Origin of the sequence: Rhodobium orientis (genome assembly GCF_003258835.1) — a bacterium.
GTDB lineage: Bacteria > Pseudomonadota > Alphaproteobacteria > Rhizobiales > Rhodobiaceae > Rhodobium > Rhodobium orientis.
This window is the reverse complement of record NZ_NPEV01000069.1, coordinates 1-22243: the sequence shown is the minus strand read 5'-3', so window position 1 is coordinate 22243 and position 22243 is coordinate 1. Positions and strand designations below refer to the sequence as shown.

Here is a 22243-nt window from a genome sequence, read left to right as displayed (position 1 = left end):
CGGCGCTATGCGCCGACTGCCGCTCACCCCCCAATCTTCGAAAAATCCGCAACCGCCAGCGTCGCCTCACGGATTTCGTTGAGCAGCTTCAGGCGGTTCTCCCGCAGGGCCGGGTCGTCGGCATTTACCAGAATATCGTCGAAGAAGGTGTCGACGGGCGCGCGCAAGGTCGCCAGCGCGGCCATGGCGGCGGCGAAGTCTTCGGCTTCGATGGCTTTGGCCGCGTCGGTGCGGGCGATGTCGATGGCGCCGGCAAGATCCTTTTCGGCCTGCTCGGTCAGGAGGTTCGGGTCGGGGCGGCCGGAATAGGTCTCGCCGGACTTCTTTTCTTCTGCGCGCAGGATATTGACCGCGCGTTTGTAGCCGGCGAGGAGGTTGGCGCCGTCGTCGCTGTCGAGGAATTTTCCTAGCGCCTCGATGCGGCGCACGACCATCAGGAGGTCGTCCTGGTCGTCGACGGCGAAGACCGCGTCGACGAGGTCATGCCGGGCGCCCTCCTCGCGGAGCTGCACCTTCAGGCGGTCGGCAAAGAAATTGAGGAGGTCCGGCTCGGCGGCGAGCGGGAAGCGAAGCTCGTTTTCCAGGATGATGCGGATGACGCCCAACGCAGCGCGCCTGAGCGCATAAGGGTCCTTGGAGCCGGTCGGCTTTTCGTCGATGGCCCAGAAGCCGGTCAGCATGTCGAGCTTGTCGGCGAGGGCAACGGCAATCGCGACGGGCTCGCTCGGCACATCGTCGGAGGGCCCTTGCGGCTTGTAGTGGTCCTCGATGGCGGTGGCGACGGCGGCATCCTCGCCCTGGGCTTCGGCGTAGTATTTGCCCATCAGGCCCTGCAGCTCGGGGAACTCGTAGACCATGTGCGAGACGAGGTCGGCCTTGGCGAGTTTTGCCGCACGGGCCGCCTTTTCAGGGTCGGCGCCGAGCTTTTCGGCAATGGCCGCGGCCAGCGTTTCCAGGCGCTTCACGCGCTCGCCCTGGCTGCCGAGCTTTTCGTGGAAGACGATGGCGTCGAGCCTGGCGACGTTGTCGGCGAGCGGCGTCTTCAGGTCGGATTGCCAGAAGAAGTCGGCGTCCGACAGCCGCGCGCGGATGACCTTCTCGTTGCCGGCGGTGATCGCCAGGCCGCCGTCGCTGGCTTCCAGATTGGAGACCAGCACGAAGCGGTTGGCGAGTTCTCCGGTCTTCGGATCGGAGAGCACGAAGCATTTCTGGTGCTCGCGGATCGAGGTGCGGATGACCTCGTCGGGCATATCGAGGAAGCGCTCGTCGAAGGCACCGATCAGCACCACGGGCCATTCGACGAGGCCGGACGCCTCGTCGAGCAGCTTTTCATCCGTGACGACCTCAAGGCCGATGGCGTGGGCGGCCGTGTCGGCGTCGGTGCGGATGATGTCCTTGCGGCGGTCTGCGTCCAGCACGACCTTCGCCTTTTCCAGAGACGTCATGTAGTCGTCGAGGCGCTTGACCCGGATCGGGCCGGGCGCCAGGAAGCGGTGGCCGTAGGTGATGTCGCCGGAGGGGATGCCGTCGACGTCGACGGTGATGACGTCCGGGTCCTCGGTCTCCGCGCCGAAGGTGCACAGGATAGAGTGCAGCGGGCGCACCCAGCGCAGGCTCCCCTCGCCCCAGCGCATGGATTTCGGCCAGGGAAATTTGCGGACCGTCTCGGCGACCAGCCCGGCGACGATCTCGGTCGCCTCGCGGCCCGGCTTTTCGATGCGGGCGACATAGAAGTCGCCCTTCTTGGGGTCGGAGATGATCTCGGCCTGGTCGACGCTGTCGAGCCCGGCCGCGCGGAGAAAACCAGCCAGCGCCTTTTCCGGGGCGCCGACGCGCGGGCCCTTTCTCTCTTCCTTGACGTCCGGCGAGCGGACCGGCACGCCGGCAACGTGCAGCGCCAGCCGGCGCGGGGTGGCGAAGGCCTTGGCGCCCTCATAGGTGAGGCCGGCATCCACCAGACCGTCGGTCACCAGCTTCTTCAGGTCCTCGCCGGCCCGGCGCTGCATGCGCGCGGGGATTTCTTCGCTGAAGAGTTCCAGAAAGAGGTCAGGCATATCGGTCTCGCTCGGTCGGAGGCGCCGGAGAGGCCCGGCGCCGTCCGTTACCAAGGGCCGGCGAAAAAGTCACCCCCCGGCTGCGGCAGACGCGCTACCAGCCGCCACCGCCGCCGCCGCCGCCACCGCCACCGGAGGAGCCGCCGCCGGAGGAGCCTGAGGAACTGGGCGTTGCCGCGGAAACGCTGGAGCCGACCGCAGAGACGATGCCCGAGGTCGCGGCGCCAATATTGCCGAGATTGAAGGAGCCGCCGCGATACCAGCCCGGATGGTAGGTGGAGCCCACCCGCTCCGGCTGCGCGCGGGCGATGTAGTCGGCAAAGGCGTTCGACCACGGCTTTTCGACCCCGAGGGCGATCGCATAGGGCAGGTATTTCTCGAACACCGGCTCGCTGACGTCCGGCGCGTCGATCATGTTCATGCGGTCGGCCTCGGCGACCGACAGGAACATCTTGAAGCCCTCCGTCTCGTCCATGACGCGTCGGCCGATCACCGTGGGGGCCCGCATCAGGCCGAAGAACAGGATGTTCAGGACGCAAAGGGCGATGACCATTGCCGGGATCATGGAGGCTGCACCGGGGAGCACCAGCGGCATGACCAGGGACGGGGCGAAGACCACGGCGCCGAGGATCGTCAGAAAGGTGCCGGCGATCGCCGAGCTGCCGCCGGGGATCCAGCCGAGCAGGCGGTAGAGCCCCATGGACAGCAGCCAGCCGCCGCCGAAGCCGGAAAAGGCGGCGATGATCATGGTGCCGAGTTCGGTATCCGTCGGCGCATGGAAGAAGACGAAGGCGATCAGGATGGCGACCGAGATCACGGCGCCGATGATCGAGATGAAGTAGTTGTTCCTGAAGAATTTTCCTTCGTATTCCTTGAGGATCGCCTTGCGGAAGGCGGCGCGGGTCCTCACAAGCGTCGTGGCGTTCGCGCGTTCGACGACGAAGCGGTCGCGGCCGCCGAGGAACCCGTCCATGAGCGCCCTCTCGCCGCCGGGCAGATCGTCGGTCCTGCCGTCCGCCCGTTCAAGAGCGACCTTCTTTTTCCCTTCCTCTTCAAGCCGGATCCGGCCCTTGACCGCCAGCGACAGGAGCGCGGCGATGAAGGCCTTGGTGGCACCGCCGCGCCCGGACGCAAAGGTCTGGTAGTGCAGGTAGCTGAGGGCGGCCGGCGACAGGCCCTTCGGCGGCTCGTAGAGCGGAATGACGATACCGCCCTCCGGATCGCGGCCGACCTCCAGCCATTTGCCGAAGAAGTAGGCGCCGACGCCGAAGGTACCGGCGACGAGGAGGAAGAGGCCGAAATTGTCGAGGAAGCTGTTGAGGAAGCGGCCGACCGGGCCGGGCTCGTCGACGACGCGCTTCGGAAAGCCGACGGCGACCGTCAGTCCCTGGTTGCGGGCGAGCGGCGCCGTGGTCTCGAAGGTGATGGTGTTGAAGCCCTGACCGCTCACCCGGTAGGCCGTTCCCGTGTCACCCTGGTAGCCGGTATAGGCGGCCTTCTGGAGGATTTCCGCGGACTGCGGGAGCGTGATCCGCGCGACCGCATGGCGGATCGGGAAATCCCAGAAATTGCCGGTGACGTTCCAGTAGAGCTCGTCGTGACCGGAAAAGAAGCGGAGCTGGTGGGTCGTCTCGTAGCGGATCGTGTAGGTGTATTCGCCGGAATTGAGAAAGACGTCCTCGTCGCCGATATAGATGCGCTTGTAGCCGTTGACCCAGGCGCTGTGCCAGGGCTCCTTCTTGCCGTCCCGCCTGATCTCGACGACGTCGAAGCCGACGGCACGGCGCAGGCCGTTGGACATGCGGTACTGGATGGGGAAATCCCGGTAGATGCCGCGCTTGATCTTTTGGCCCTCGGCCCGGACGCGGATCGTCTCGGTGACGTCGAGGGTGCCGTCCTCGGCAACGACGATGTCGCTCGTGTAGGAGAGGATTTCTTCCTCGGCCTTTGCCGGCGCGGCGGCGAAGGCGAGCGCAAAGAACATGAGTGCCAGAAACTTCCGCATCAATTCTCTCCCTGTTCGCCCGCGACGGAGTTGCTCCCGTCGACGCTATCGCCACCGCGCATCGCGTGCCGGTCGGTGCAATCGGCAAACGTGCCTTTTTCGAAAGCAATCCGAACGGCGAAGGCCTCGCCGGAGGGCAGCGTCCGCGTCGTGTTGAAAGCGATGGCGTTGGGGCCGCGTCGAGCGATGCGGCCTTCGATCCCTTTCGATTCCACCAGACCGATGAGAGTTTCCGGGAGCCGGGCAGCTAAGCTCGCCGGCAGGGTGATGCGCGCCTTGGTCTTGAGGATCGGAAAGTCCCAGTTGTTGCTGACCACTTTCCAATAAAGGAGCTCTTGATCGGCGCGACAGAGGATGTGCGCCCGGGTCCGGTAGCGGAACTCGTAGGTGTGGACGCCGGCCGCGGGAAAGATGTTGCGCGAACTGACAAAGACGTTCGAGCCTGCCTGCCTGGCCTGATAGGTAATGGCGTTGCCGTCCTTGCGTACATCCAGAATATCCAGGCCGACCGTCGGGTGGGCGACGTCAGCATCCTTATATTCGACCTGGAATTCGCGGTACAAATATACGTATGGGGGTTCGTAGAAGACCCCCTCCTTCATCTTGTAGCCCTTGGACCGGACGCGGATCGTGTCGGTGACGTCGAGGGCGCCATCCTCCGAGAGGACGATATCGCTTTCAAAGGAAAGGATTTCTTCCTCGGCCGTTGCCGAGCAGGCGGCAAATAGCGGGGAGATGATGCAAAGCGCCAGAATGTGCCGGATCATCGCGTTCCCCTTTCGGTGATCGGCGGAAATATTGGCGATCAGGCTTGAGCCGTCAGAAGGAGACCTTCGGAACGGCGCGGTCTTCCGGCGCCTCGAGCTCGAAATACTCGGCCTTTTCGAACTTGAAGGTGGAGGCGACGAGGTTGCTCGGGAAGGATTCCACTGCAACGTTGAGGTTGCGCACGGCGCCGTTGTAGTAGCGGCGGGAGAGCTGGATCTGCTCCTCGACCGCCTCCAGCGCGTCCTGGAAGTCGATGAAGTTCTGGCTCGCCTTGAGGTCGGGATAGTTTTCCGCAAGGGCAAAGAGCCGGCCGAGCGCGCCGGAAAGCGCGCCCTCGATGAGGCTGCGCCTTGCCGGATCGGCATCCTCCTCGCTCGCCTTTTCGGCGCGGGCGCGAAGGGCCGTGACCTCTTCGAGCGTCTCGCGCTCGTGGCCCATATAGCCCTTTACCGATTCCATCAGATTGGGGATGAGGTTGGCGCGGCGCTTGAGCTGGACGTCGATGCCGCTCCAGCCCTCGGCCACCATCTGCCGGAATTTCACCAGCTTATTGTAAAGGACGACGCCGTAGATCGCCGCCAGGACGACGACGACAAGGATTATCCAGGTGATCATTCCGTTCTCCCTCTCGGCCCGCCCAGCGGCAGTATCGACAGGCAGGGCGTCAAGATCAACGGATAAAGCGCATTGGGCCGGCAATGCCGGGACGGCGGCACGGCGGCTCAGAGCGTCTCGTGGGTGCCGTCGCAAAAGGGCGGGGTTTTCGTGTGCTTGCAGCCGCAGAAATACTTCTCGCCCGAGGCATCCGCCTTCCAGCGGATCGGCCTGAGATCGGTCACCTCGTGGGAGCCATCACAGAAGGGCTGGTCCTTGGAGCGACCGCAGGCGCACCAGAAATAGGACTTTCCCTCCTCCACGGTGACGACATAGGGCCCCTTCTGGGCGATCACGGGGTCTGTCATTGGCATCTCCCTTTTTTATAGAACGGGCATTGACCGGACCCATTGGTGCGAGCGGCGGCGCCGGGATCACCACATCCTCCGCGCGCGTTGGAGCGAAGGTCGTCAATGCCCGCTGGCGGCCCCGGCCAGCAGCTCTCAAGGGTACATATCAGCGGCATTGAATGTAAGGGCGAAAGGAGCATGCGCCGCGCATCTTTTGACGCAGGCGGACCGGGCGCGGCTACCAGAAATCGGGGCGGGCAATCATGACCCCGAAGATCGCCAGCACCGCCGCAAAGGCCGGCCAGCCGAAGCCGAACCAGATGCGGAACAGGCGGTGGTACGTGGCGGGCAGCGGCGCCCCTTCCGCTGCCGCCTTTCGGGCGAGGTCGCGCATCTTCATCTGGATGACGACGACCGGCAGCCAGAAGGTGCCGGTGACGAGATAGAGCGCGACAGCAACGACGATCCAGGACGACAGGAGATCGTGGCCCATCTCGTAAGCGAGCCAGATGCCGGTGACCGGCTGGGCGATGACGGCGGTGGCAGTAAAGAGCGCATCGGCGAGGACGACGCCGGAGGCGACATGGGCGATCAGTTTCGGATCGCCCGTGCGGTGGGCAAGAACCATGAAAAAGGCGATGCCCATGCCGGTGCCGAAGAGGACCGCAGCACCGAGGATGTGCAGGAGCCGCAGGATCTGAAAGAGCTCCATCAGCGGGACTCGGCCGTCGCCAGCAGCACCAGGGCGAGCAGCATCTGCGGCAGGATTTTCAGGAGCGGCGCCAGCGGATCGACCCAGAGTGCCGGCGCCAGCAGCGTTCCGCCGGCGAGATAGGCAAGGCTGACGAGGAGCGTGGCGACGAGCGCCGCCCTGTGCCAGCGCCGGGCCAGGAGCGCCGCGCCGATTGCGATGTCGAGGGCGGCCGTCGCGGCCGTCAGCCAGCGCGCCGGCTCGGCGTCGATGCCGGTGACGATCAGGGTCGAGACCGCATCGGTGAAGCCGGGGCCGAGGGCGATGAGACCGGAAGCGAGCCAGAAGAGGGCTAGGCCGACGAGCGCCAGCGGCCGGAGCGCCCAGAGCCGCGCGTGCCAGCGGTCCTGGACCGTTGCCGGGCCGAGACCCGGCAGGGCCTCAAGCGGCGTCGGGGTGGCGCCGGTGTCCGCGACCCAGCCGGCGGGGTCGCCGACGACGCCTTCCAACGTCTGCCTGATGGCCGTGGAGCGGATCGGCGCGCGCCAGCCGAACCAGCCGCAGACATCGCCGACCTTGCCGAGCAGGCGTCCGGTCCAGGCGGGCGCGGTCAGCACCGGCACAGGCGTGAAGCCGAGCCACTGGCGATGGCGGGTGATGATTTCGGCCAGTTCGTGCGGCTCGGGATGGACGAGGTCGTGGACGACGCGGATTTTTGCATCCGGCCCGAGGCTCCTGACGACCTCGGCCGCGACATCTTCGAGGCCGATCACCTGCATCGGTTTGGCCCCGGCCATCACCGGGATTGCGAACGGCAGGGCGGCAAGGCCGCGGATGAGCCCGGTGCCGCCATAGACGGGACGGCCGATGACGAGGCCGGGCCTCAAGACGATCCAGTCGAGGTCGCGGGCCTGCAGCCGCCGGTCGCCCTCGGCCTTGGTGCGCATGAAGGCGGTGGCGGCGTCCGGCTCCGCACCGATGGCGGAAATCTGCACGACGCGGCGGATGCCCGCGGCCTCGGCGGCGGCAAAGAGCGCATCGGCGCCACGGATATGGACGGCGTCAAGGCTGTCGCCTGCGCCGTCCTGGAGGATGCCCGCCGCGTTGACGACGGCCGCAACGCCCTCAAGCCGTGGGCGCCAGGCGTCCGGCGCCCCATCGCGGTTGAAGTCGCCCAAAACCCAGTCGATGCCCGGCATGCGCCGCGCGGCCGCCTCCGGATCGCGGGCAACGCCCCGCACCGCAAAACCTTCCGCGCGCAGCCTTGCGACGATGGCAGCCCCGATGAAGCCGCCCGCACCGGTGACGAGCACGCAAGGACGGTCGGTCATCGGCATCTCCGGCATTGGCGCAGGGGTGACGGCTGTCGCTCATCGCTCACCATGCCGCATCGAAGCAGTCTTACGGTCGTCGCGGCAAGGGAAGATTTCGGGCGCCGTTCTTGAAACGATTAATTGAAGAGCGCCGGTCTTTCGATGCGCCGCCGTCAGGTAGCCTGCCGACGTCCGGCCACCGGCGCGTCCGGCCGGCTGTGCAGATACCCTTCTGTGATGGCGAGTGCAGTCAAATGGAACTGAACGGAACCAACTCGTTCGGGATGGGCTCCTACGGACCGACAATGCCCTACGAAGAATACTGCAATGATGCGATTTTGATTACGAATGAATGGTTGCGTACGCTGAGATGCGGTAAGCTAGGATGGAAATAGTGATCACGCATTGGCCTATTGTTCCTCCCCTGCCATCCTAAGACAAATGGCGTCCTTATGAATATTAACCGTCAAGGTGGACCGCACTGCATTCTGTGTAGAGGGCAAATCCCTGAAAAGACCAAGCCAGAGCATGTTCTTTTGAACGCTCTAGGCGGACGAATGACGGTCAACCACGTCATCTGCCCAAGCTGCAATCACAAGATGGGAATCGGACCAGACAATGATCTGGCGGACAGCGTTGCCTTTATTCGCAATATCTGCGGGTTCAAGGCCGGAGATGGAGATGAACCACCGGAAATTCGCGGCCTTGAAAGCGGTGGAACGAAACTGGACCTTATTCCTGGCATGCGCCCCCGACTAAGGCCCAAACAACCGCTCGACATTCAAATCACAGACAAGGATATTCGCGTCCAAGTTAATGCAAATTCCCGTCAAGAAGCTGAGAAATTAGCAAAAGGCGCAGCAGCGAAAATTGCAAAACAATTCGGCCGTAAAGGCGGGGATGTGATTGAATTAATTGCGCAAGACTTGCTTAAGGACTCGACGTCCTTCTTCAGTCCAGCGCCATCTATCAGCTATCAGGCCGGCTTTGGACAAGGGAAATCTCAACAGGCAGCGGCCAAAGCCTGTTTGGTGTTATGGGCAAAGCATTGTGGCAACGATGAAGTGAACAGCAAACGTTACGATGCCGTTCGCCACTACATCCTCACCGGCGAGAAAACCGATAACCCCGAGGAAATAGTCAAACTGGACACCCGAACTCTGCCCGACCTCCCCGAGCGGTTTGGCCTACATCCAAACATCATTTGGGTTGGGAGCGATCCAGCTGGACAGACATACGGATATTTTCGCTTGTATGGAGCCATTGGCTGGCGAATTGCACTCTGCGGCCAGGACGCTCCGGTGTCCAGACATGTCTGCCTGATTTCGAATCCTTATGACAACCGATCCTGGGCGCTACTTGAACGAGCCGAAAACCCGATAGACCATGACTGGGTTTTTGCGCAATGGGAAACTTGGCCGCCAGACTATAGGAACGTCCAATCAAGAATGGCACTGCTGCTGAAATACGCCCACGCAAAGTCTCAGGATGATTGGATGGCAAATTTGGTCCGCGAAGGCTTGGAAAAGGCCGACTGCCGAGAAGGCGACATTATTACCCCTGGACATATTGAGATTTTCAGCAATTACATTGGCCGAGCTTTAACTGCGCACATCCTGAAAACCACCGTTCCGGAAGAATAAACTCAGAGATCGCGCAATATTGCCGAAAGATCCGGCTTACATGGCCCGACTGTCGGTGACCTCCTTTGGAAAGATCTGCAATGCCCATGCCGGCCTCAAGCCTGCCGGCCCTGAGATGCCCTACGCCGCCTCTGCCCCGCCCGCATCCGTCTTCAGGAACGCCGCGCCGCAGGCCTTGGCGAGCTCGCGCACGCGCAGGATGTAGCTCTGGCGCTCCGTCACGGAGATGACGCCGCGGGCGTCCAGGAGGTTGAAGGCGTGGCTTGCCTTGATGCACTGGTCGTAGGCCGGCAGCACGCACAGGTGCAGCGCGCCCTCGCCGGCATCGCCCTTTTCAAGCAGGCTCTTGCACTCGGCCTCGGCGTCCCGGAAATGGCGGAACAGCATTTCCGTGTCGGCGTATTCGAAATTGTGCCTTGAGTATTCCTGCTCGGCCTGCAGGAAGACGTCGCCATAGCTGATCTTTTCCGCGCCCTCGCGGCCGTTGAAGTTGAGGTCGTAGACGTTGTCGACGCCTTGGACATACATCGCCAGCCGCTCCAGCCCGTAGGTCAGCTCGCCGGAGACGGGCGAGCACTCGAAGCCCGCGACCTGCTGGAAATAGGTGAACTGGGAGACCTCCATGCCGTCGCACCAGCACTCCCAGCCGAGGCCCCAGGCGCCGAGCGTCGGGCTCTCCCAGTCGTCCTCCACGAAGCGGATGTCGTGCAGCAGCGGGTCGATGCCGATCGCCTTCAGGCTGCCGAGATAAAGCTCCTGAAGGTTATCGGGCGACGGCTTCAGGATGACCTGGAACTGGTAGTAGTGCTGCAGGCGGTTGGGGTTCTCGCCGTAGCGCCCGTCGGTCGGGCGGCGCGAGGGCTGCACATAGGCCGCCTTCCAGTGCCTTGTGCCGAGGGAGCGCAGCGTCGTCGCCGGATGGAAGGTGCCGGCGCCGACCTCCATGTCGTAGGGCTGCAGGATGGCGCAGCCCTTGTCGGCCCAGAACTTCTGGAGCGTCAGGATCAGCGCCTGGAACGAGCGTTCGGGGCGCATGTGGTCGGCGATGGTCTCGTCGGTCATGGAAGGGGTTCCGGCATCAGGCTTCATCGGCGCGCGGACCGTAGTCGCGGGGCCCATGGCGGTCAAGCAGTGCCGTCTTGCGGCGGTTTGAGGACGACTGCTTGCGGCGTGTGGGCGCATACAACCGGGTGAGCGCCGACCCCATATAAGATACGGGCTGCGGGGCGGCGGTCGAAACAGTTTTCCGCCGCACGATGAAAGGCCTGTGTCATGAACACGCTGACGAAGATCCTTCTCGGCTCGACGCTTGCCCTTGCCGTGTCGGCCGGTCCCGCTCTCGCCCAGGGCGCGGGGCAAGGCGCAGGCGGGGGCCTCGTCGGAACCCACTGCAAACGGGAAATCGCCACCTATTGCGGCCACCTGAAACATGGCCGGACGGAGATCCCGAAATGCCTGGAATCCCACTTCAAGAACCTGTCGCAGGACTGCAAGTGGGCGCTCGCCAACAAGGGCCCCGGCTGGGGCGGCGGTTGGCAGCAGGGCAACCAAAACGCGCAATAGCATCGGACGCGGCGCCGCAAGACGCCGCCTCATGCGGGGAGCGCCGGGAATTTCCCGGCGCTTTCGCGTTTCGGGGTCGCCGTCGCCTAGGTCTTCGGGCGGTAGACGCCGTCGGCATCGGCCTCAAGGGTCTCGACGTCGTCGCGGGCGCGTTTTTTCTTCGCCTCGGTCTCGTGGAGCTTCTTCTCCACCCGCGCCATTTCCTTCTTCACCGTGTTCCAGCCGACGATCGCGGCAATGCCGATGAGACCGACCAGAAGAAGCTGTGCCATTTGCCACTCCTTTGCGAGGGTCAGAGCCCGTAGCGCGCCCAGAGCGCGCGCTCTTCCAGCGTGGAGACGAGGTCGTCGGCAAGGCCGGAGGCCTCCAGGCGCACCCCGTCCGGACCGGCGGCAATTGTAGCACCACGGGCGCCGCCGCGCCGCATGAGGAAGCTGCGGTCGCTGGAAATCAGCTTGAACTTGACGTCCGGGCCGTAGCGCTCGCGCAGGACGCCGCGCAGGTCGCCGATCTTGTCGACGAGGCCAAAGCCTTGCGCCTGCTGGCCCGTCCAGTAGCGGCCGTTGAAGAGGTCGACGTCGTCCTGCAGGATGTCGCCGCGGCGCTCCTTGACGAGGTCGATGAAGGTCTCGTGGATCTCGGCCTGCAGGGCCTTCAGGTGGGCGACGTCCTCCTCGTCCACGGGCTGGAACGGATCGAGCATCACCTTGTGCTCGCCGGAGGTGTAGACGCGGCGCTCCACCCCGAGCTTCTTCATCGCCTCGGTGAACCCGAAGGTGGCGGCGACGACGCCGATGGAGCCGACGATGGAGGACGGATCGACAACGATCTCGTCGCCGGCAAGGGCGATCAGGTAGCCGCCGGAGGCCGCGACGTCCTCCACGAAGACGAAGACCTGCTTTTCCTTTTCCTCCGCCAGCGCGCGGATGCGCTGGTAGATCAGCCGCGACTGCACCGGCGAGCCGCCGGGCGAATTGACGATGATCGCGACCGCCGGCGCATGCTTGTAGGAAAATGCCTTGGCGAGCGCCGGCGCGCAGGAGGCCAGCGACAGGCCGGGACGCAGCGGCGTCACCATGCCGATCGCGCCGGACAGGCGCACCACGGGCACAAAGGGGTGATCCTTCTGCCATCGTTCCGGCAAGCGGGTGCGGATCCAATCGAACATGTCGCTCTTGAACTCCCGTCGGGCCAAGCGGGCCTTTGAAAAATCTGCTCTAACATGGGGACGGGACCGCGGCAAACAAGGCGTGCGGCCGTCTTCCCAAGGGATAACAGATTGAAAGCGCACATGTTCCACGTGCGCCCCCAGGCCGTTCGACCCGCCCTGACGGGGGTTGCGGCAAACCGCCCAGGCCGCGGCGCCACTGGCTGAACCACACGGCTTTTTCTCGGGCCGGCCATGGACTCTGCGGCCAATCCTTCGCAGAGTGGCGACCTGCCGCTCCTCCCCCGAACCGCGGCCCCGTTCACGTATTCCAGAAGACGCGCGCTGGCATGAAGCTCTTCCTGCATATCGGCACCAGCAAGACCGGCACCTCGTTCATCCAGGGCTCGCTGGCGGCAAGCCGGGAAAAGCTCGCTAGAGGCGGCATCTGCTATCCGGGTCCGCAGCAGAGCCAGTTCTGGCTGGTCTCGCATTTCCACGAGGCGCCGGAGACGATCGGCCTCAACATCAAGCGCGGCTATGGCGACCGGGCGGCGATCCGCGCCGACACGACGCGTTATCTGAAGCGGCTCGACGACGCCCTTAAGGACAACAGCTTCGACAGCCTGATCCTCTCGTCGGAATATTTCTCGATCCTCAGCGCTGAAGCGCTGCGGGAACTCGCCGGGCATTTCCAAAAGGTGGCCTCGGAGGTTACCGTCGTCTGTTATGTGCGCCACCCGGTCTCCCATGCGGCGAGCGCGATGCAGCAGGACGTCAAGACCGGCCACAGGACGCTGAAGGAGTGTTTTGCCGAGCCGCGGTTTTCCCGGTTTTCCAGGATGTTGCCGAAATTCATCGAGGTCTTCGGCAAGGAGAATGTGGTCGTTCGCCCGTTCGAATACGACGCGCTGCACGAGGGCGACGTCAGGACCGATTTCTGCACGTTCGCGGGTATCGACCCGAGCCTCATCGAGGAGAGCGCCACCTTCCGCAACGAGAGCGTCTCGGCCGAGGCCGCGCTGCTGCTCGACGCCCTTGCCGAGAGCGCACCGAAGCTTGAGGGCAAGCGGCGCAATGCCGACCGGGCCAAGAACTTGCGCGGTCTTGCGGCGATCGGCGGCGCGCCCTTCGCGCTGCCGGAAGAGGTCGCCGACAGGGTGCGGGCCGCTTGCGCGGACGACCTCGCCTATCTGCGGGAGACGTTCGGGATCGCCTTGAGCGAGCCGGAGATGTCGCCAGCGACCGGACCGGACTGGTCACAGGAAACGCTCCTCGACCTTGCCCGGCTGATCAACGACCAGGCCGTGGAAGCGGAGCGGCTGAAGGCGATCGTGCTCTACCAGAGCGGCGTTCTGGCCCTTTACGACAACGATCCGGAGCGGGCGATCGCCTCGTTCGACCGGGCGCTCGCCTTCGATCCGGAGCTGGAGGTCGCGCGCAAGGAACGGGCCGACGCGCGGCTGGAATCGCCGGCGACGGCGAAGCTGAAGCGCTCGCTCCTGTCGGTGTTCGGCGGCCACGGACCGGCGGCGGCGCTGAGCGGCCTGAAGCTCCTGCGCGACCGGCAGACCGACGAGGGCGGCAGCGCGTAAGGGTCAATCGCGCCCGGCGGACCGTCAGGCCGTTGCACGCGGCGCGCCCAGCTCCCCCTCGCCGCGCAATGCGTGGGCGTATTCGTCTATGAAGCGGTCGAGCGCGGTCCAGTCGGTGAACTCCGTGTCGCCCGACGGGTCAAGGCCGACGCCGCGCCGCCTCAGGACCCAGTGCAGCAAGACCCGGCGCAGCGGCCCGATGCGGGCATCGTGGAGGGCGCTTGCCGCGGTGTGCAGGAACAGCGGCTTGAAGCCCGTCTCGGCCAGAAAATCCTCGGCAACGGAGCGCATCTCGTCGCGCTCGTCGGCATCGGGCGACCCGGATTGCAAGCTCACGGAAATCAGCGCCGACGGCAGGTCCGACAGCTTGTCCCTGTTGTCCTTGACGAAGGTCCGGAGCGGCGCGCAATGGGCGCCGAGATGCACCGAGCCGGCGACGATTGCGCCGGTCAACCCGTCCGGCACGCTCCTGTCGACCCGGATGTTGTGAATGACCGGATTGAAGCCATGGCCGGCGAGGCGATCGGCGATGCGGCCGCAGATCTTAGCGGTCTGGCCTTCCTCGGTGGTGTAGGCGATGAGGATGCGATCCATCTGGCTATTTTCCTCGGGCGACGTCCCGGGCAAGCGACTCGGACGGGGCACGGCGCGCCATCATGGAACGCCGGGCCGCCGTTTGGAAAGGGCGACGGGACGTTGCCAGGGCAGCGCGGACTGCAAGGTCCGGCTCAGGAACGGCAGCCGGTGCCGCCCGGTTCCAGGCAAGGACGGCAAAACCGCTCAGGCGGGCACTGACCCGACGCGCCTTGCCCGGCGCACCTTTTCTTCCAGGTCGGTCTCGAGGCCGCGGCGGCGCAGGATCGCCGGCAGGTTCGGGAAGAGGACGACGCGGCTGCCGGCGGCGCCGATGAGGCGGCCGCGATTGTCGACGTCCATCCAGTGGAACTCGTCGCCGCCGTCGAAGATGAGCGTCCCCTTGCGCCGGTCGTAGACCTCGTAGCGGTGCAGGGAATATTCGCCGATATCGCGGCCGCGGCGGACGATCCGCTTGACGGTGAAGCCGCCCGCGGTCTTCGACCAGGCCTTGCCGATGCCCCAATCGTTGTAGCGGTCGACGGTCCAGCCATGGCCGCTGGTCCAGTCGTTGAAGGGGTGGTCGCGGAAGACGACGTCGTAGCCGCCGACCCGGTAGCTGCCGGCAAGGTCGAAATCCGGGTGCATGCCCGGCGCGACCACGGCCTTGCGGCCGGGACGGAACCTGCCGCCGCCGCCCCAGGTGTCGAAATGGGCAAGGAGCAGGAGCGCGTTGACGTCGGGCGGCTGGCAGAACGCCGTCCAGAACTGGTGCTTGTCCTGGTATTTCTTCTGGCTCTTTCCTTGCGCGAAATAGAGGAATAGCCGGCCGTCCGGCGAGAGGTCGCAGCGATTGGGATAGAACCTGCCGAAAAAGCGCGAGCCGACGGTCCAGGCCGGGCGCGCACCGCCATAGTCGAGGCCGACGAGCCAGGTCAGCCGCGCGCTCTGGCGGTAGAGGAACAACGCCCGGTTCGCATCGCCCGCCAGATAGCCGCGGACCTTGGGCGTTCCGCGCATCATCGTCCCGCCGTCCCGTGTCGCGGTCACGCCGTTGCGCCGATCTGCTCAATGCTCTGGGCCTCCACCACGGCGAGCGCCGACATGTTGACGACGCCGCGCGAGGTCACCGACGGGGTCAGGATGTGGGCCGGATGGGCGGCACCGAGCAGGATCGGGCCAACGTGGAGCGCGTCGGTCATCACCTTGATCAGCGACATGGCGATGTTGGCGGCATCGAGATTGGGAAAGACCAGCAGATTGGCCTCCGAGGTCAGGCGACTGTCGGGCATGACGCGTTCGCGGAAGATGTCGGAGAGCGCGCTGTCGCCGTGCATCTCGCCGTCGACCTCAAGGTCGGGCACCATCTCCCAGAGCAGTTCCACGGCTTCGCGCATCTTCAGCGCGGAGCGGCTGGCATGGGTGCCGAAATTGGAGTGGGAGAGCAGCGCGGCCTTGGGGGCGATGCCGAAGCGTCGGATGTGGCTCGATGCCAGCAGCGTCATCTCCGCGATCTCTTCGGGACCCGGGTCCTCCGTCACATAGGTGTCGGTGAGGAAATAGGGCCCGCGCGGCGTCAAAAGCAGCGACAGGGCGGAGAAATCGCGCACGCCGGAGGCGACGCCGACGACGTGGCGCACATCCCGCATGTGCCGGGCGAAGCGCCCGTCAAGGCCGCAGATCAGCGCATCGGCATCGCCGCGCCGGACGGCGAGCGCGCCGATCACCGTGGAGTTGGTGCGGACCATGGTGCGACAGGCCTCCGGCGTGATGCCGCGGCGGCCGACGCAGGAGAAATAGAGGTCCACATAGTCGCGGTAGCGCGGGTCGTCCTCCGGATTGATGATGGCGAGATCCCGGCTCGGCACGATCTTCAGGCCGAAGCGCCTGGCGCGGGTGTCGATGACGCGCGGGCGGCCGATCAGGATCGGATCGGCGAGCCCGTCCTCGATCACAACCTGGGCGGCGCGTAGCACGCGCTCGTCCTCGCCGTCGGAATAGATGACCCGCTTGCGGTTCTCGCGGGCCGCCGCGATCACCGGCTTCATGACGAGGCCGGAGCGGAAGACGAAGCGCACGAGCCGCTCGTAATATTCCGCGAAGTCCTCGATCGGGCGCGCGGCAACGCCGGTTTCCATGGCGGCGCGGGCAACGGCGGGCGCGATCCTCAGGATCAGCCGCTGGTCGAAGGGCGACGGGATCAGGTAGGCCGGGCCGAAGGTGTTGGAAACGCCGCCATAGGCGCGGGCAGCGACGTCCGAGGGCTCCTCCTTGGCAAGGTCGGCGATGGCGCGGACGGCGGCGAGCTTCATTTCCTCGTTGATCGCCGTGGCGCCGACGTCGAGGGCGCCGCGGAAGATGTAGGGGAAGCAGAGGACGTTGTTGACCTGGTTGGGGAAGTCCGAACGCCCGGTGCAGATGAGGGCGTCTTCGCGGACGGCGAGCGCGGCGTCGGGCATGATCTCCGGCGTCGGATTGGCAAGCGCCATGATCAGCGGTGTCGGCGCCATCTTGGCGACCATTTCCGGCTTCAGCACGCCGCCGGCGGAGAGCCCCAGGAAGATGTCGGCGCCCTCGATCACCTCGGCAAGACTGCGCTTGTCGCTGTCCTGCGCAAACGCCGCCTTCCACTCGTCCATTTCCTCAGTGCGGCCCTTGTAGACGAGGCCCTTGATGTCGGTGACCCAGATGTTCTTGCGGTCGATGCCGAGGGCAACCAGCAGGTTGAGGCAGGCGAGCGCGGCGGCGCCGGCGCCGGAGGCGACGATCTTGACCTCGGAGGCGGCCTTGCCGGAAAGCTCCAGCGCATTGAGGACGGCGGCGGTGACGATGATCGCCGTGCCGTGCTGGTCGTCGTGGAACACCGGAACGTTCATGCGCTCGCGAAGGGCGCGCTCGATGATGAAGCACTCCGGCGCCTTGATGTCCTCCAGGTTGATGCCGCCGAAGGTCGGCTCCAGGGAGGCGACGGTGTCGCAGAAGCGGTCCGGATCCTTCTCGTCGACCTCTATGTCGAAGACGTCGATGCCGGCGAATTTCTTGAACAGGACCGCCTTTCCTTCCATCACCGGCTTTGCGGCCAGGGGGCCGATCGAGCCGAGGCCGAGGACGGCGGTGCCGTTGGTGATGACGGCGACGAGGTTGCCGCGGGCGGTGTATTTCGAGGCGATGCCGGCATTGGCGGCAATCGCCCGGCAGGGGGCGGCGACGCCGGGCGAATAGGCGAGCGCCAGGTCGCGCTGGTTGCCGAGCGGCTTGGTCGCCGCGATCTCCAGTTTTCCCGGCCTCGGATACTCGTGATAGAAGAGTGCCGACTCGTCGAAATCGTTGGCCTTGTCCCTGTCTTCGCCTGCGTCCCTGGTCATTCCGCACCTTTCTTAACCGATTATCGGTTACTTCCCCATATTATGCGAAATCAATTCGATTCCGGTTTATTTTCTGCCTGATGGAACTTGACCGGGCTACGTTTCGCGCCGGTTTTCCCGCTTTGCGATGTGTTTGCGGGATCAACCCGAATTCCGTTCAAGCGCGGCGGAAGGACTCATGACGGCCCGCAGCAGGGTATAGAGTACCATTGCGTTGAATAGGTGCCAAAGGAAGTGCGTGCCGAACGGAAACGTCCCGCAGGTGGGGCCGTCGAGGATGCGGAAGGTGAGCGATACGGCGAACAGCCCGGAGGCAGCGAGCAGCAGGCCGGCGGCCGGCCGCCGCGCCAGCATGAGGGCGATGCCGGCGCCGACCATGCCGATCAGCGGCGGCACATAGCCGGCGGAATAGCCGACGATCTCGCGAAAGAGCGGTGTCGAGGTGCGCGCGGCGAGGAAGAAGGCCGCGGTGGCAAGCAGCGACAGCGCCCAGTGGAGCCGGAACAGGCGCACCATCACCGTGAAGAAGAAGAGGTAGATGAAGGCCGTGATCGGCAGCACGTCGGCAAGCGCCGCCCAGCGGGTCGCCAGCGTGTGGAACAGGAAGGAGCCGATCCCGACGAGGGCGACGAGGCCGGCAAGGACGACGACCAGCCAGTCGCTTTTGCCGCCCTTCGGCCGATTGGCCAGCGCCCACAGGGCAACAAGGATGAAGGCAAGGTTGGTGAGCGCGTTGACCGGCTCGGCCCAGAAGCTGAAATCGGCGCGTTCGCAGTAGACGTTGATCTGTTCCATCATCTGGCAATTGCTCTTTGAAACGGGAGGAGCGGGAGACCTCCGGCGATCTTTTTTCTAACTGGCAATTGTGACGTGTTCCACAAGAGCGGGACGTCGGGGCGGACAGTTACTAAGGGGTTGGCAAGCACATCCGTTACCGCGAGCGCCCGAAGGACGGGGAGCGACGCGACCGGGGGTCCATCACCCCATCGATGCTGTAAAACGTCACGCCGGATTCCGGATTGCCGCGTCGGCCTATCGGCCTCCTCGAAAAGACGTTGAAACAATTGAGAAAACCGTCATTGCGAGCGGAGCGAAGCAATCCAGGAGCGGCCTCACCGCTTGCCACGGCATATCGGTTCGAAATGGGACATAGCGCCCGGACCCCAGTTAAGCCCCACCCGAGGTGCCGGCTGATCTTTCGCCCCCCCTCCCGGATACACGGCTGTCGCCAGGACGGACCTTGCGTGGCGACCGGAAGAAGCGAACAGCTTCCGACGCGGCTGTCGGGCCGCCCTTGCCTATTCGACGATCAGGCGCTCCGGCGGCGGGGCCGGGTCGTAGGCGATGCGGCGCGGTTTCACGCGCCAGTGGTCCATGTCGTAGCCGAAGCGCTCCTCAAGCTCGCGGGCGTAGGGCTCGACCCACTCCTCGAGGAGCCTGGCATAAAGCTCCTCGGAGATCTCGGTCTGCCAGCTCTTCTGGCTTTCCAGCGCTTTCCGGATTGCCTCCGGATCGGCCTTGCGCCAGATCTTGGAATTGCGCGGCTGGCCGCAGAAGACCAGCCGGTTCTTCGGAATGCGGTAGCGCACGCCGTCCTGGACGATCTCCAAGGGCTCGTCGCCGGCGGCAAGAAAGCGCGGCATCACCCCGCTGTTGACCCGGTTTGATGGGGCGACGTGGCGCGGCGTGCGGTCGGCGACGCCGAGATGGGCATAGATCTTCTGCTCAAACGTCGGTTCGGAGGTCGCCACGTCCTTTTCGTAAAAGAGCGGCAGCACGTTCTCCTCGCCGAACAGCTCATAGACCTTGGTAAGCGAGTTGATGATGCCGCGCTTTCGATTGGCGGTCACCTTTTCCAGCACGAAGTCGAAATCCGGCGCCTCGCGGTTGGCACAGATGTTCTGCAGATAGCGCGAATAGAGCTGCTCGATGGGACGGCGCAGGATGAAAACGATCTTGGCATCGGAACCGAGGACCGAATGGACCCGCTCCACGATCTTGGCCGAATAAATGTAGGACGGCGAGATCTCGCCGATGAAGGGCTTGTCGGTCTCGTCGAAGAAATCCAGGTACCAGTCGATGCCCTCGTCCCAGTGGGAGTTGAAGAAATGCAGTTCCTTCTTGCGGGAGAGCGCGATCTCCGGGTGCCCGTCGAACACCCGGTAGAACAGTGACGTGCCGCTCTTGTCCTGCCCGAGGACGATGAAGTTCGGTTTTCTTGCCATTTCGCGTTACCGGGCGCCTGGAGGCGGGCACTCCACTCACAATTGGTCGTTGCTGTCGGACCGGGTGCTTTCCCGCAACAAAAAATGCTATCGGGAGAGCGGCCACGATCGGCGCCGGGCCATGGTCCGCCCGGCACATGCCACAGCGCGGCGCCATCCGCAATAGCCGAGCAACAATCGGCCCCCATCGGAGACTTCCCATGCACCATGACGACGACGACCGCCCCTTCATTCCGCTCAACATCGCCGTCCTGACGGTCTCCGACACGCGCACGCTCGACGACGACAAGTCCGGCGACACGCTGGTCAAGCGCCTGACAGAGGCCGGCCACCAGCTTGCCGACCGGGCCATTTCAAAGGACGACGTCGACGGGATCCGGGAGATCGTCAAGAAGTGGATCGCGGAGGACGGCATCGACGTGGTGATTTCCACGGGCGGCACCGGCTTTACCGGCCGCGACGTGACGCCGGAGGCGATCGAGCCGCTGTTCGAAAAGCGCATGGACGGATTCTCCGCCCTCTTCACCCAGATCAGCTACGCCAAGATCGGCACCTCGGCGATCCAGAGCCGGGCGACGGGCGGTGTCGCCAACGCCACCTACCTGTTCGTGCTACCGGGCTCTCCCGGCGCCTGCAAGGACGCCTGGGACGGCATCCTCAAGGCGCAGCTCGACTACCGGCAGAAGCCGTGCAATTTCGTGGAAATCCTGCCGCGCCTCGACGAGCACATGCAGCGGCGCAAGAACCGGCCGATGCCGGGCCGCAAGAGCTGAGCGCGGCCTATTCCGCGCGCACCAGTACCGCCACGTTCATCTCGCGCCGCAGCTCGAAGCCGAGCGAGCGGTAGAGGGAAATCGCCGTCTCGTTCGAGGCCCAGGCGTGCAGGAACGGGGTGCTTCCGCCGGCCGCGATGTCCTCGGCAATGGCGGCGGAGAGCCGGCGCCCGACGCCGCGCCCGCGAAAATCGGGATGGGTGCAGACGCCGCTCACTTCCACATGGCCGGGAAAGCGCATGCGCACCCCGGCCATCGCCGCCAGTCGGCCGTCGATCCGGACCCCCAGAAACCGGCCCATCAGGTGGGTTCTCTCCAGGAACGGACCGGGCCTCGTCAGGGTGGCAAGGGCGTGCATCCCGGCGGCGTCCGCCGCGGTCAGGACCTCGATGCCGCTGCGATCGGGCGCATCGACGGGCCGGGCGAGCACCATCTGCACGCCGGGCGCTGCAAGCTCGACGGCAAGGCCATCCGGCACGACGATCTCCGGCACCTGCAGCATGAACACCTGTTCGCCCGGACCGACGAGGCCGGCCAGCGCTTCCAGCGCCGCCGTACTGTCGCCGCGCGCGGAGGCAAAGAGATTGACATCCGGCCGGTAGCGCCGGGCAAGGTCGTTTCCTTCCGACAGGTCGGCCTGATCGGACCACAGGCTCGCCCGGACCGGGACATCAAGATCGTCCATCTTCCCCTCCCTTGCGACCTGCCGCGGCGCGGCGTGCGAGCGGCGCTTCCTTCAATGCGTCCTCAAGGGCCGCGAGCCGGTCGAGCAGCGGCCCCGTTCCGGTCGCGCAGGCATCGGCGACCGCCGCCTCGATGGTCGGCCAGACGTCCTTGCGGGCCTGGTCCAGCATCCGCGCGGCCGTCGCGGTCAACCGCACCGTGCGCACCCGCCGGTCATCGTTGTCCCTTTGGGTCTCGACCCAGCCGGCGGCCTCCAGCTTGTCGACCATGCGGGTGACGCCCGGCTGGGCGACGCCGAGCACCGCGGCAAGGACGCCGATCTTCGTCGGCCCGAGCCTCTCGAGCGCCTCCAGCAGGGGATATTGTGCCGCCGGCAGGTCTGCGCCGGTGTCGGCGACCAGCGCCTGGGTCTGCGCCTGCAGCGTCTCGCCGAGCCGCTTCATGCGGCTGCCGAGGGCGAGGTAGCCCAGGGTCCTGAGGATGTCTTCCGCCATCGTTCGGCTTTTATATACCTAGTTATATATCTGGTTATGTTTCTAAGGCAAGACGCGGGACAATGCAAGGGGAGAGGCAGGGAGGCGGGTTCGTAGCGAAGACAGGGCTCTTGGCGGAGACGGGTTCGCCAGCGGCGGTGGCGGAGTTTTTTGCGGAGGCGAAGGCCTCGGAAAGAGCGGCTTTCCCGGCGGCGGCTGACGTGATCGACCGCGCCCCTGTCCGCTCAGAGCGCCGCGTGACCGGACCGTTGGACGCAATGATCGCGATGCGTCAGGCAGCGAGGATGCCGGGTTTCCTCCCCTTCCTCCGCGTCACTGCCGGGCTTGATCCACTACTGTCCGGTTTAGATTGGGGCGAGGTCGAGGGACATCTGGTTGGGGTTGGTTGGCGGCGGTTTTGGCTGTG

The 22243-nt window shown here is 65.1% G+C and carries 22 protein-coding genes; 5 read left to right on the top strand and 17 right to left on the bottom strand.

The features are described 5' to 3' along the window. Window positions 1–23 precede the first annotated feature (23 nt). The 7 genes from glyS to CH339_RS21545 form a co-directional block, all read right to left on the bottom strand. Complete coding sequence (glyS, locus tag CH339_RS21575) at window positions 24–2054, bottom strand: glycine--tRNA ligase subunit beta (protein ID WP_111436480.1); 2031 nt, start codon at window positions 2052–2054, stop codon at window positions 24–26. Between the two features lie 94 nt (window positions 2055–2148). Further along, window positions 2149–4059, bottom strand: coding sequence for a DUF2207 domain-containing protein (locus CH339_RS21570; protein ID WP_111436479.1), 1911 nt, complete (start codon window positions 4057–4059; stop codon window positions 2149–2151). After that, on the bottom strand, window positions 4059–4826 hold the full coding sequence (locus CH339_RS21565; protein ID WP_111436478.1) for a DUF2207 domain-containing protein: 768 nt from the start codon (window positions 4824–4826) through the stop codon (window positions 4059–4061). The genes CH339_RS21570 and CH339_RS21565 overlap by 1 nt, the downstream gene beginning before the upstream one ends. 52 nt (window positions 4827–4878) lie before the next feature. Further along, window positions 4879–5442, bottom strand: a complete 564-nt coding sequence (locus CH339_RS21560; protein WP_111436477.1) for a LemA family protein — start codon at window positions 5440–5442, stop codon at window positions 4879–4881. Window positions 5443–5549: 107 nt separating this feature from the next. After that, window positions 5550–5789, bottom strand: coding sequence for a CDGSH iron-sulfur domain-containing protein (locus CH339_RS21555; protein ID WP_111436476.1), 240 nt, complete (start codon window positions 5787–5789; stop codon window positions 5550–5552). A 220-nt stretch (window positions 5790–6009) separates the two neighbouring features. Continuing rightward, window positions 6010–6483 carry a DUF2269 family protein gene (locus tag CH339_RS21550; protein ID WP_111436475.1) on the bottom strand — a complete coding sequence of 158 codons (474 nt, stop codon included), beginning with the start codon at window positions 6481–6483 and terminating at the stop codon, window positions 6010–6012. Then, window positions 6483–7793 carry an SDR family oxidoreductase gene (locus CH339_RS21545; protein ID WP_170138614.1) on the bottom strand — a complete coding sequence of 437 codons (1311 nt, stop codon included), beginning with the start codon at window positions 7791–7793 and terminating at the stop codon, window positions 6483–6485. The genes CH339_RS21550 and CH339_RS21545 overlap by 1 nt, the downstream gene beginning before the upstream one ends. 434 nt (window positions 7794–8227) lie before the next feature. Here CH339_RS21545 and CH339_RS21540 point away from each other — a divergent pair, with 434 nt between their 5' ends. Further along, window positions 8228–9418 carry an HNH endonuclease gene (locus tag CH339_RS21540; protein ID WP_111436473.1) on the top strand — a complete coding sequence of 397 codons (1191 nt, stop codon included), beginning with the start codon at window positions 8228–8230 and terminating at the stop codon, window positions 9416–9418. A 120-nt stretch (window positions 9419–9538) separates the two neighbouring features. Here the strand turns inward: CH339_RS21540 and CH339_RS21535 are convergent, their stop codons facing one another. Further along, window positions 9539–10480, bottom strand: coding sequence for a glycine--tRNA ligase subunit alpha (locus CH339_RS21535; RefSeq protein ID WP_111436472.1), 942 nt, complete (start codon window positions 10478–10480; stop codon window positions 9539–9541). A 210-nt stretch (window positions 10481–10690) separates the two neighbouring features. Here CH339_RS21535 and CH339_RS21530 point away from each other — a divergent pair, with 210 nt between their 5' ends. Next, window positions 10691–10981: a cysteine rich repeat-containing protein gene (locus CH339_RS21530; RefSeq protein WP_111436471.1), complete on the top strand. Its 291-nt coding sequence runs from the start codon at window positions 10691–10693 to the stop codon at window positions 10979–10981. A gap of 86 nt (window positions 10982–11067) precedes the next feature. On the opposite strand, the gene CH339_RS21525 is transcribed toward CH339_RS21530, so the two are convergent. Both CH339_RS21525 and CH339_RS21520 read right to left on the bottom strand, forming a co-directional pair. Continuing rightward, complete coding sequence (locus CH339_RS21525) at window positions 11068–11253, bottom strand: hypothetical protein (protein WP_111436470.1); 186 nt, start codon at window positions 11251–11253, stop codon at window positions 11068–11070. Window positions 11254–11273: 20 nt separating this feature from the next. After that, on the bottom strand, window positions 11274–12149 hold the full coding sequence (locus CH339_RS21520) for a S49 family peptidase (RefSeq protein WP_111436481.1): 876 nt from the start codon (window positions 12147–12149) through the stop codon (window positions 11274–11276). A gap of 329 nt (window positions 12150–12478) precedes the next feature. Between CH339_RS21520 and CH339_RS21515 the strand changes: the two genes are divergently transcribed. Beyond that, complete coding sequence (locus CH339_RS21515; RefSeq protein WP_111436469.1) at window positions 12479–13723, top strand: tetratricopeptide repeat protein; 1245 nt, start codon at window positions 12479–12481, stop codon at window positions 13721–13723. Between the two features lie 24 nt (window positions 13724–13747). Here the strand turns inward: CH339_RS21515 and CH339_RS21510 are convergent, their stop codons facing one another. From CH339_RS21510 to CH339_RS21490, 5 genes are all read right to left on the bottom strand, one after another. Next, window positions 13748–14317, bottom strand: coding sequence for a flavodoxin domain-containing protein (locus CH339_RS21510; RefSeq protein ID WP_111436468.1), 570 nt, complete (start codon window positions 14315–14317; stop codon window positions 13748–13750). A 186-nt stretch (window positions 14318–14503) separates the two neighbouring features. Beyond that, the gene (locus CH339_RS21505) at window positions 14504–15346 is read right to left on the bottom strand and encodes a hypothetical protein (protein ID WP_111436467.1); all 843 of its coding nucleotides are present in this window, start codon (window positions 15344–15346) and stop codon (window positions 14504–14506) included. Continuing rightward, the gene (locus CH339_RS21500; RefSeq protein ID WP_111436466.1) at window positions 15343–17661 is read right to left on the bottom strand and encodes an NADP-dependent malic enzyme; all 2319 of its coding nucleotides are present in this window, start codon (window positions 17659–17661) and stop codon (window positions 15343–15345) included. The genes CH339_RS21505 and CH339_RS21500 overlap by 4 nt, the downstream gene beginning before the upstream one ends. A gap of 141 nt (window positions 17662–17802) precedes the next feature. Continuing rightward, entirely contained in the window at window positions 17803–18459 is a 657-nt protein-coding gene (locus CH339_RS21495) for a ceramidase domain-containing protein (RefSeq protein WP_111436465.1), read from the bottom strand. Window positions 18460–18959: 500 nt separating this feature from the next. Next, complete coding sequence (locus CH339_RS21490) at window positions 18960–19886, bottom strand: sulfotransferase family protein (RefSeq protein WP_111436464.1); 927 nt, start codon at window positions 19884–19886, stop codon at window positions 18960–18962. Window positions 19887–20086: 200 nt separating this feature from the next. Here CH339_RS21490 and moaB point away from each other — a divergent pair, with 200 nt between their 5' ends. Beyond that, on the top strand, window positions 20087–20659 hold the full coding sequence (gene moaB / locus CH339_RS21485) for a molybdenum cofactor biosynthesis protein B (RefSeq protein ID WP_111436463.1): 573 nt from the start codon (window positions 20087–20089) through the stop codon (window positions 20657–20659). A gap of 7 nt (window positions 20660–20666) precedes the next feature. Here moaB and CH339_RS21480 read toward each other — a convergent pair whose 3' ends face one another. Both CH339_RS21480 and CH339_RS21475 read right to left on the bottom strand, forming a co-directional pair. After that, complete coding sequence (locus tag CH339_RS21480; protein ID WP_111436462.1) at window positions 20667–21344, bottom strand: GNAT family N-acetyltransferase; 678 nt, start codon at window positions 21342–21344, stop codon at window positions 20667–20669. Next, on the bottom strand, window positions 21331–21837 hold the full coding sequence (locus CH339_RS21475) for a MarR family winged helix-turn-helix transcriptional regulator (RefSeq protein ID WP_111436461.1): 507 nt from the start codon (window positions 21835–21837) through the stop codon (window positions 21331–21333). Before CH339_RS21475 ends, CH339_RS21480 begins: the two co-directional genes overlap by 14 nt. Before the next feature lie 110 nt (window positions 21838–21947). Between CH339_RS21475 and CH339_RS25000 the strand changes: the two genes are divergently transcribed. Further along, window positions 21948–22243, top strand: a 296-nt coding sequence (locus CH339_RS25000) for a hypothetical protein (protein ID WP_210207385.1), incomplete at its 3' end; no start/stop codon positions are given.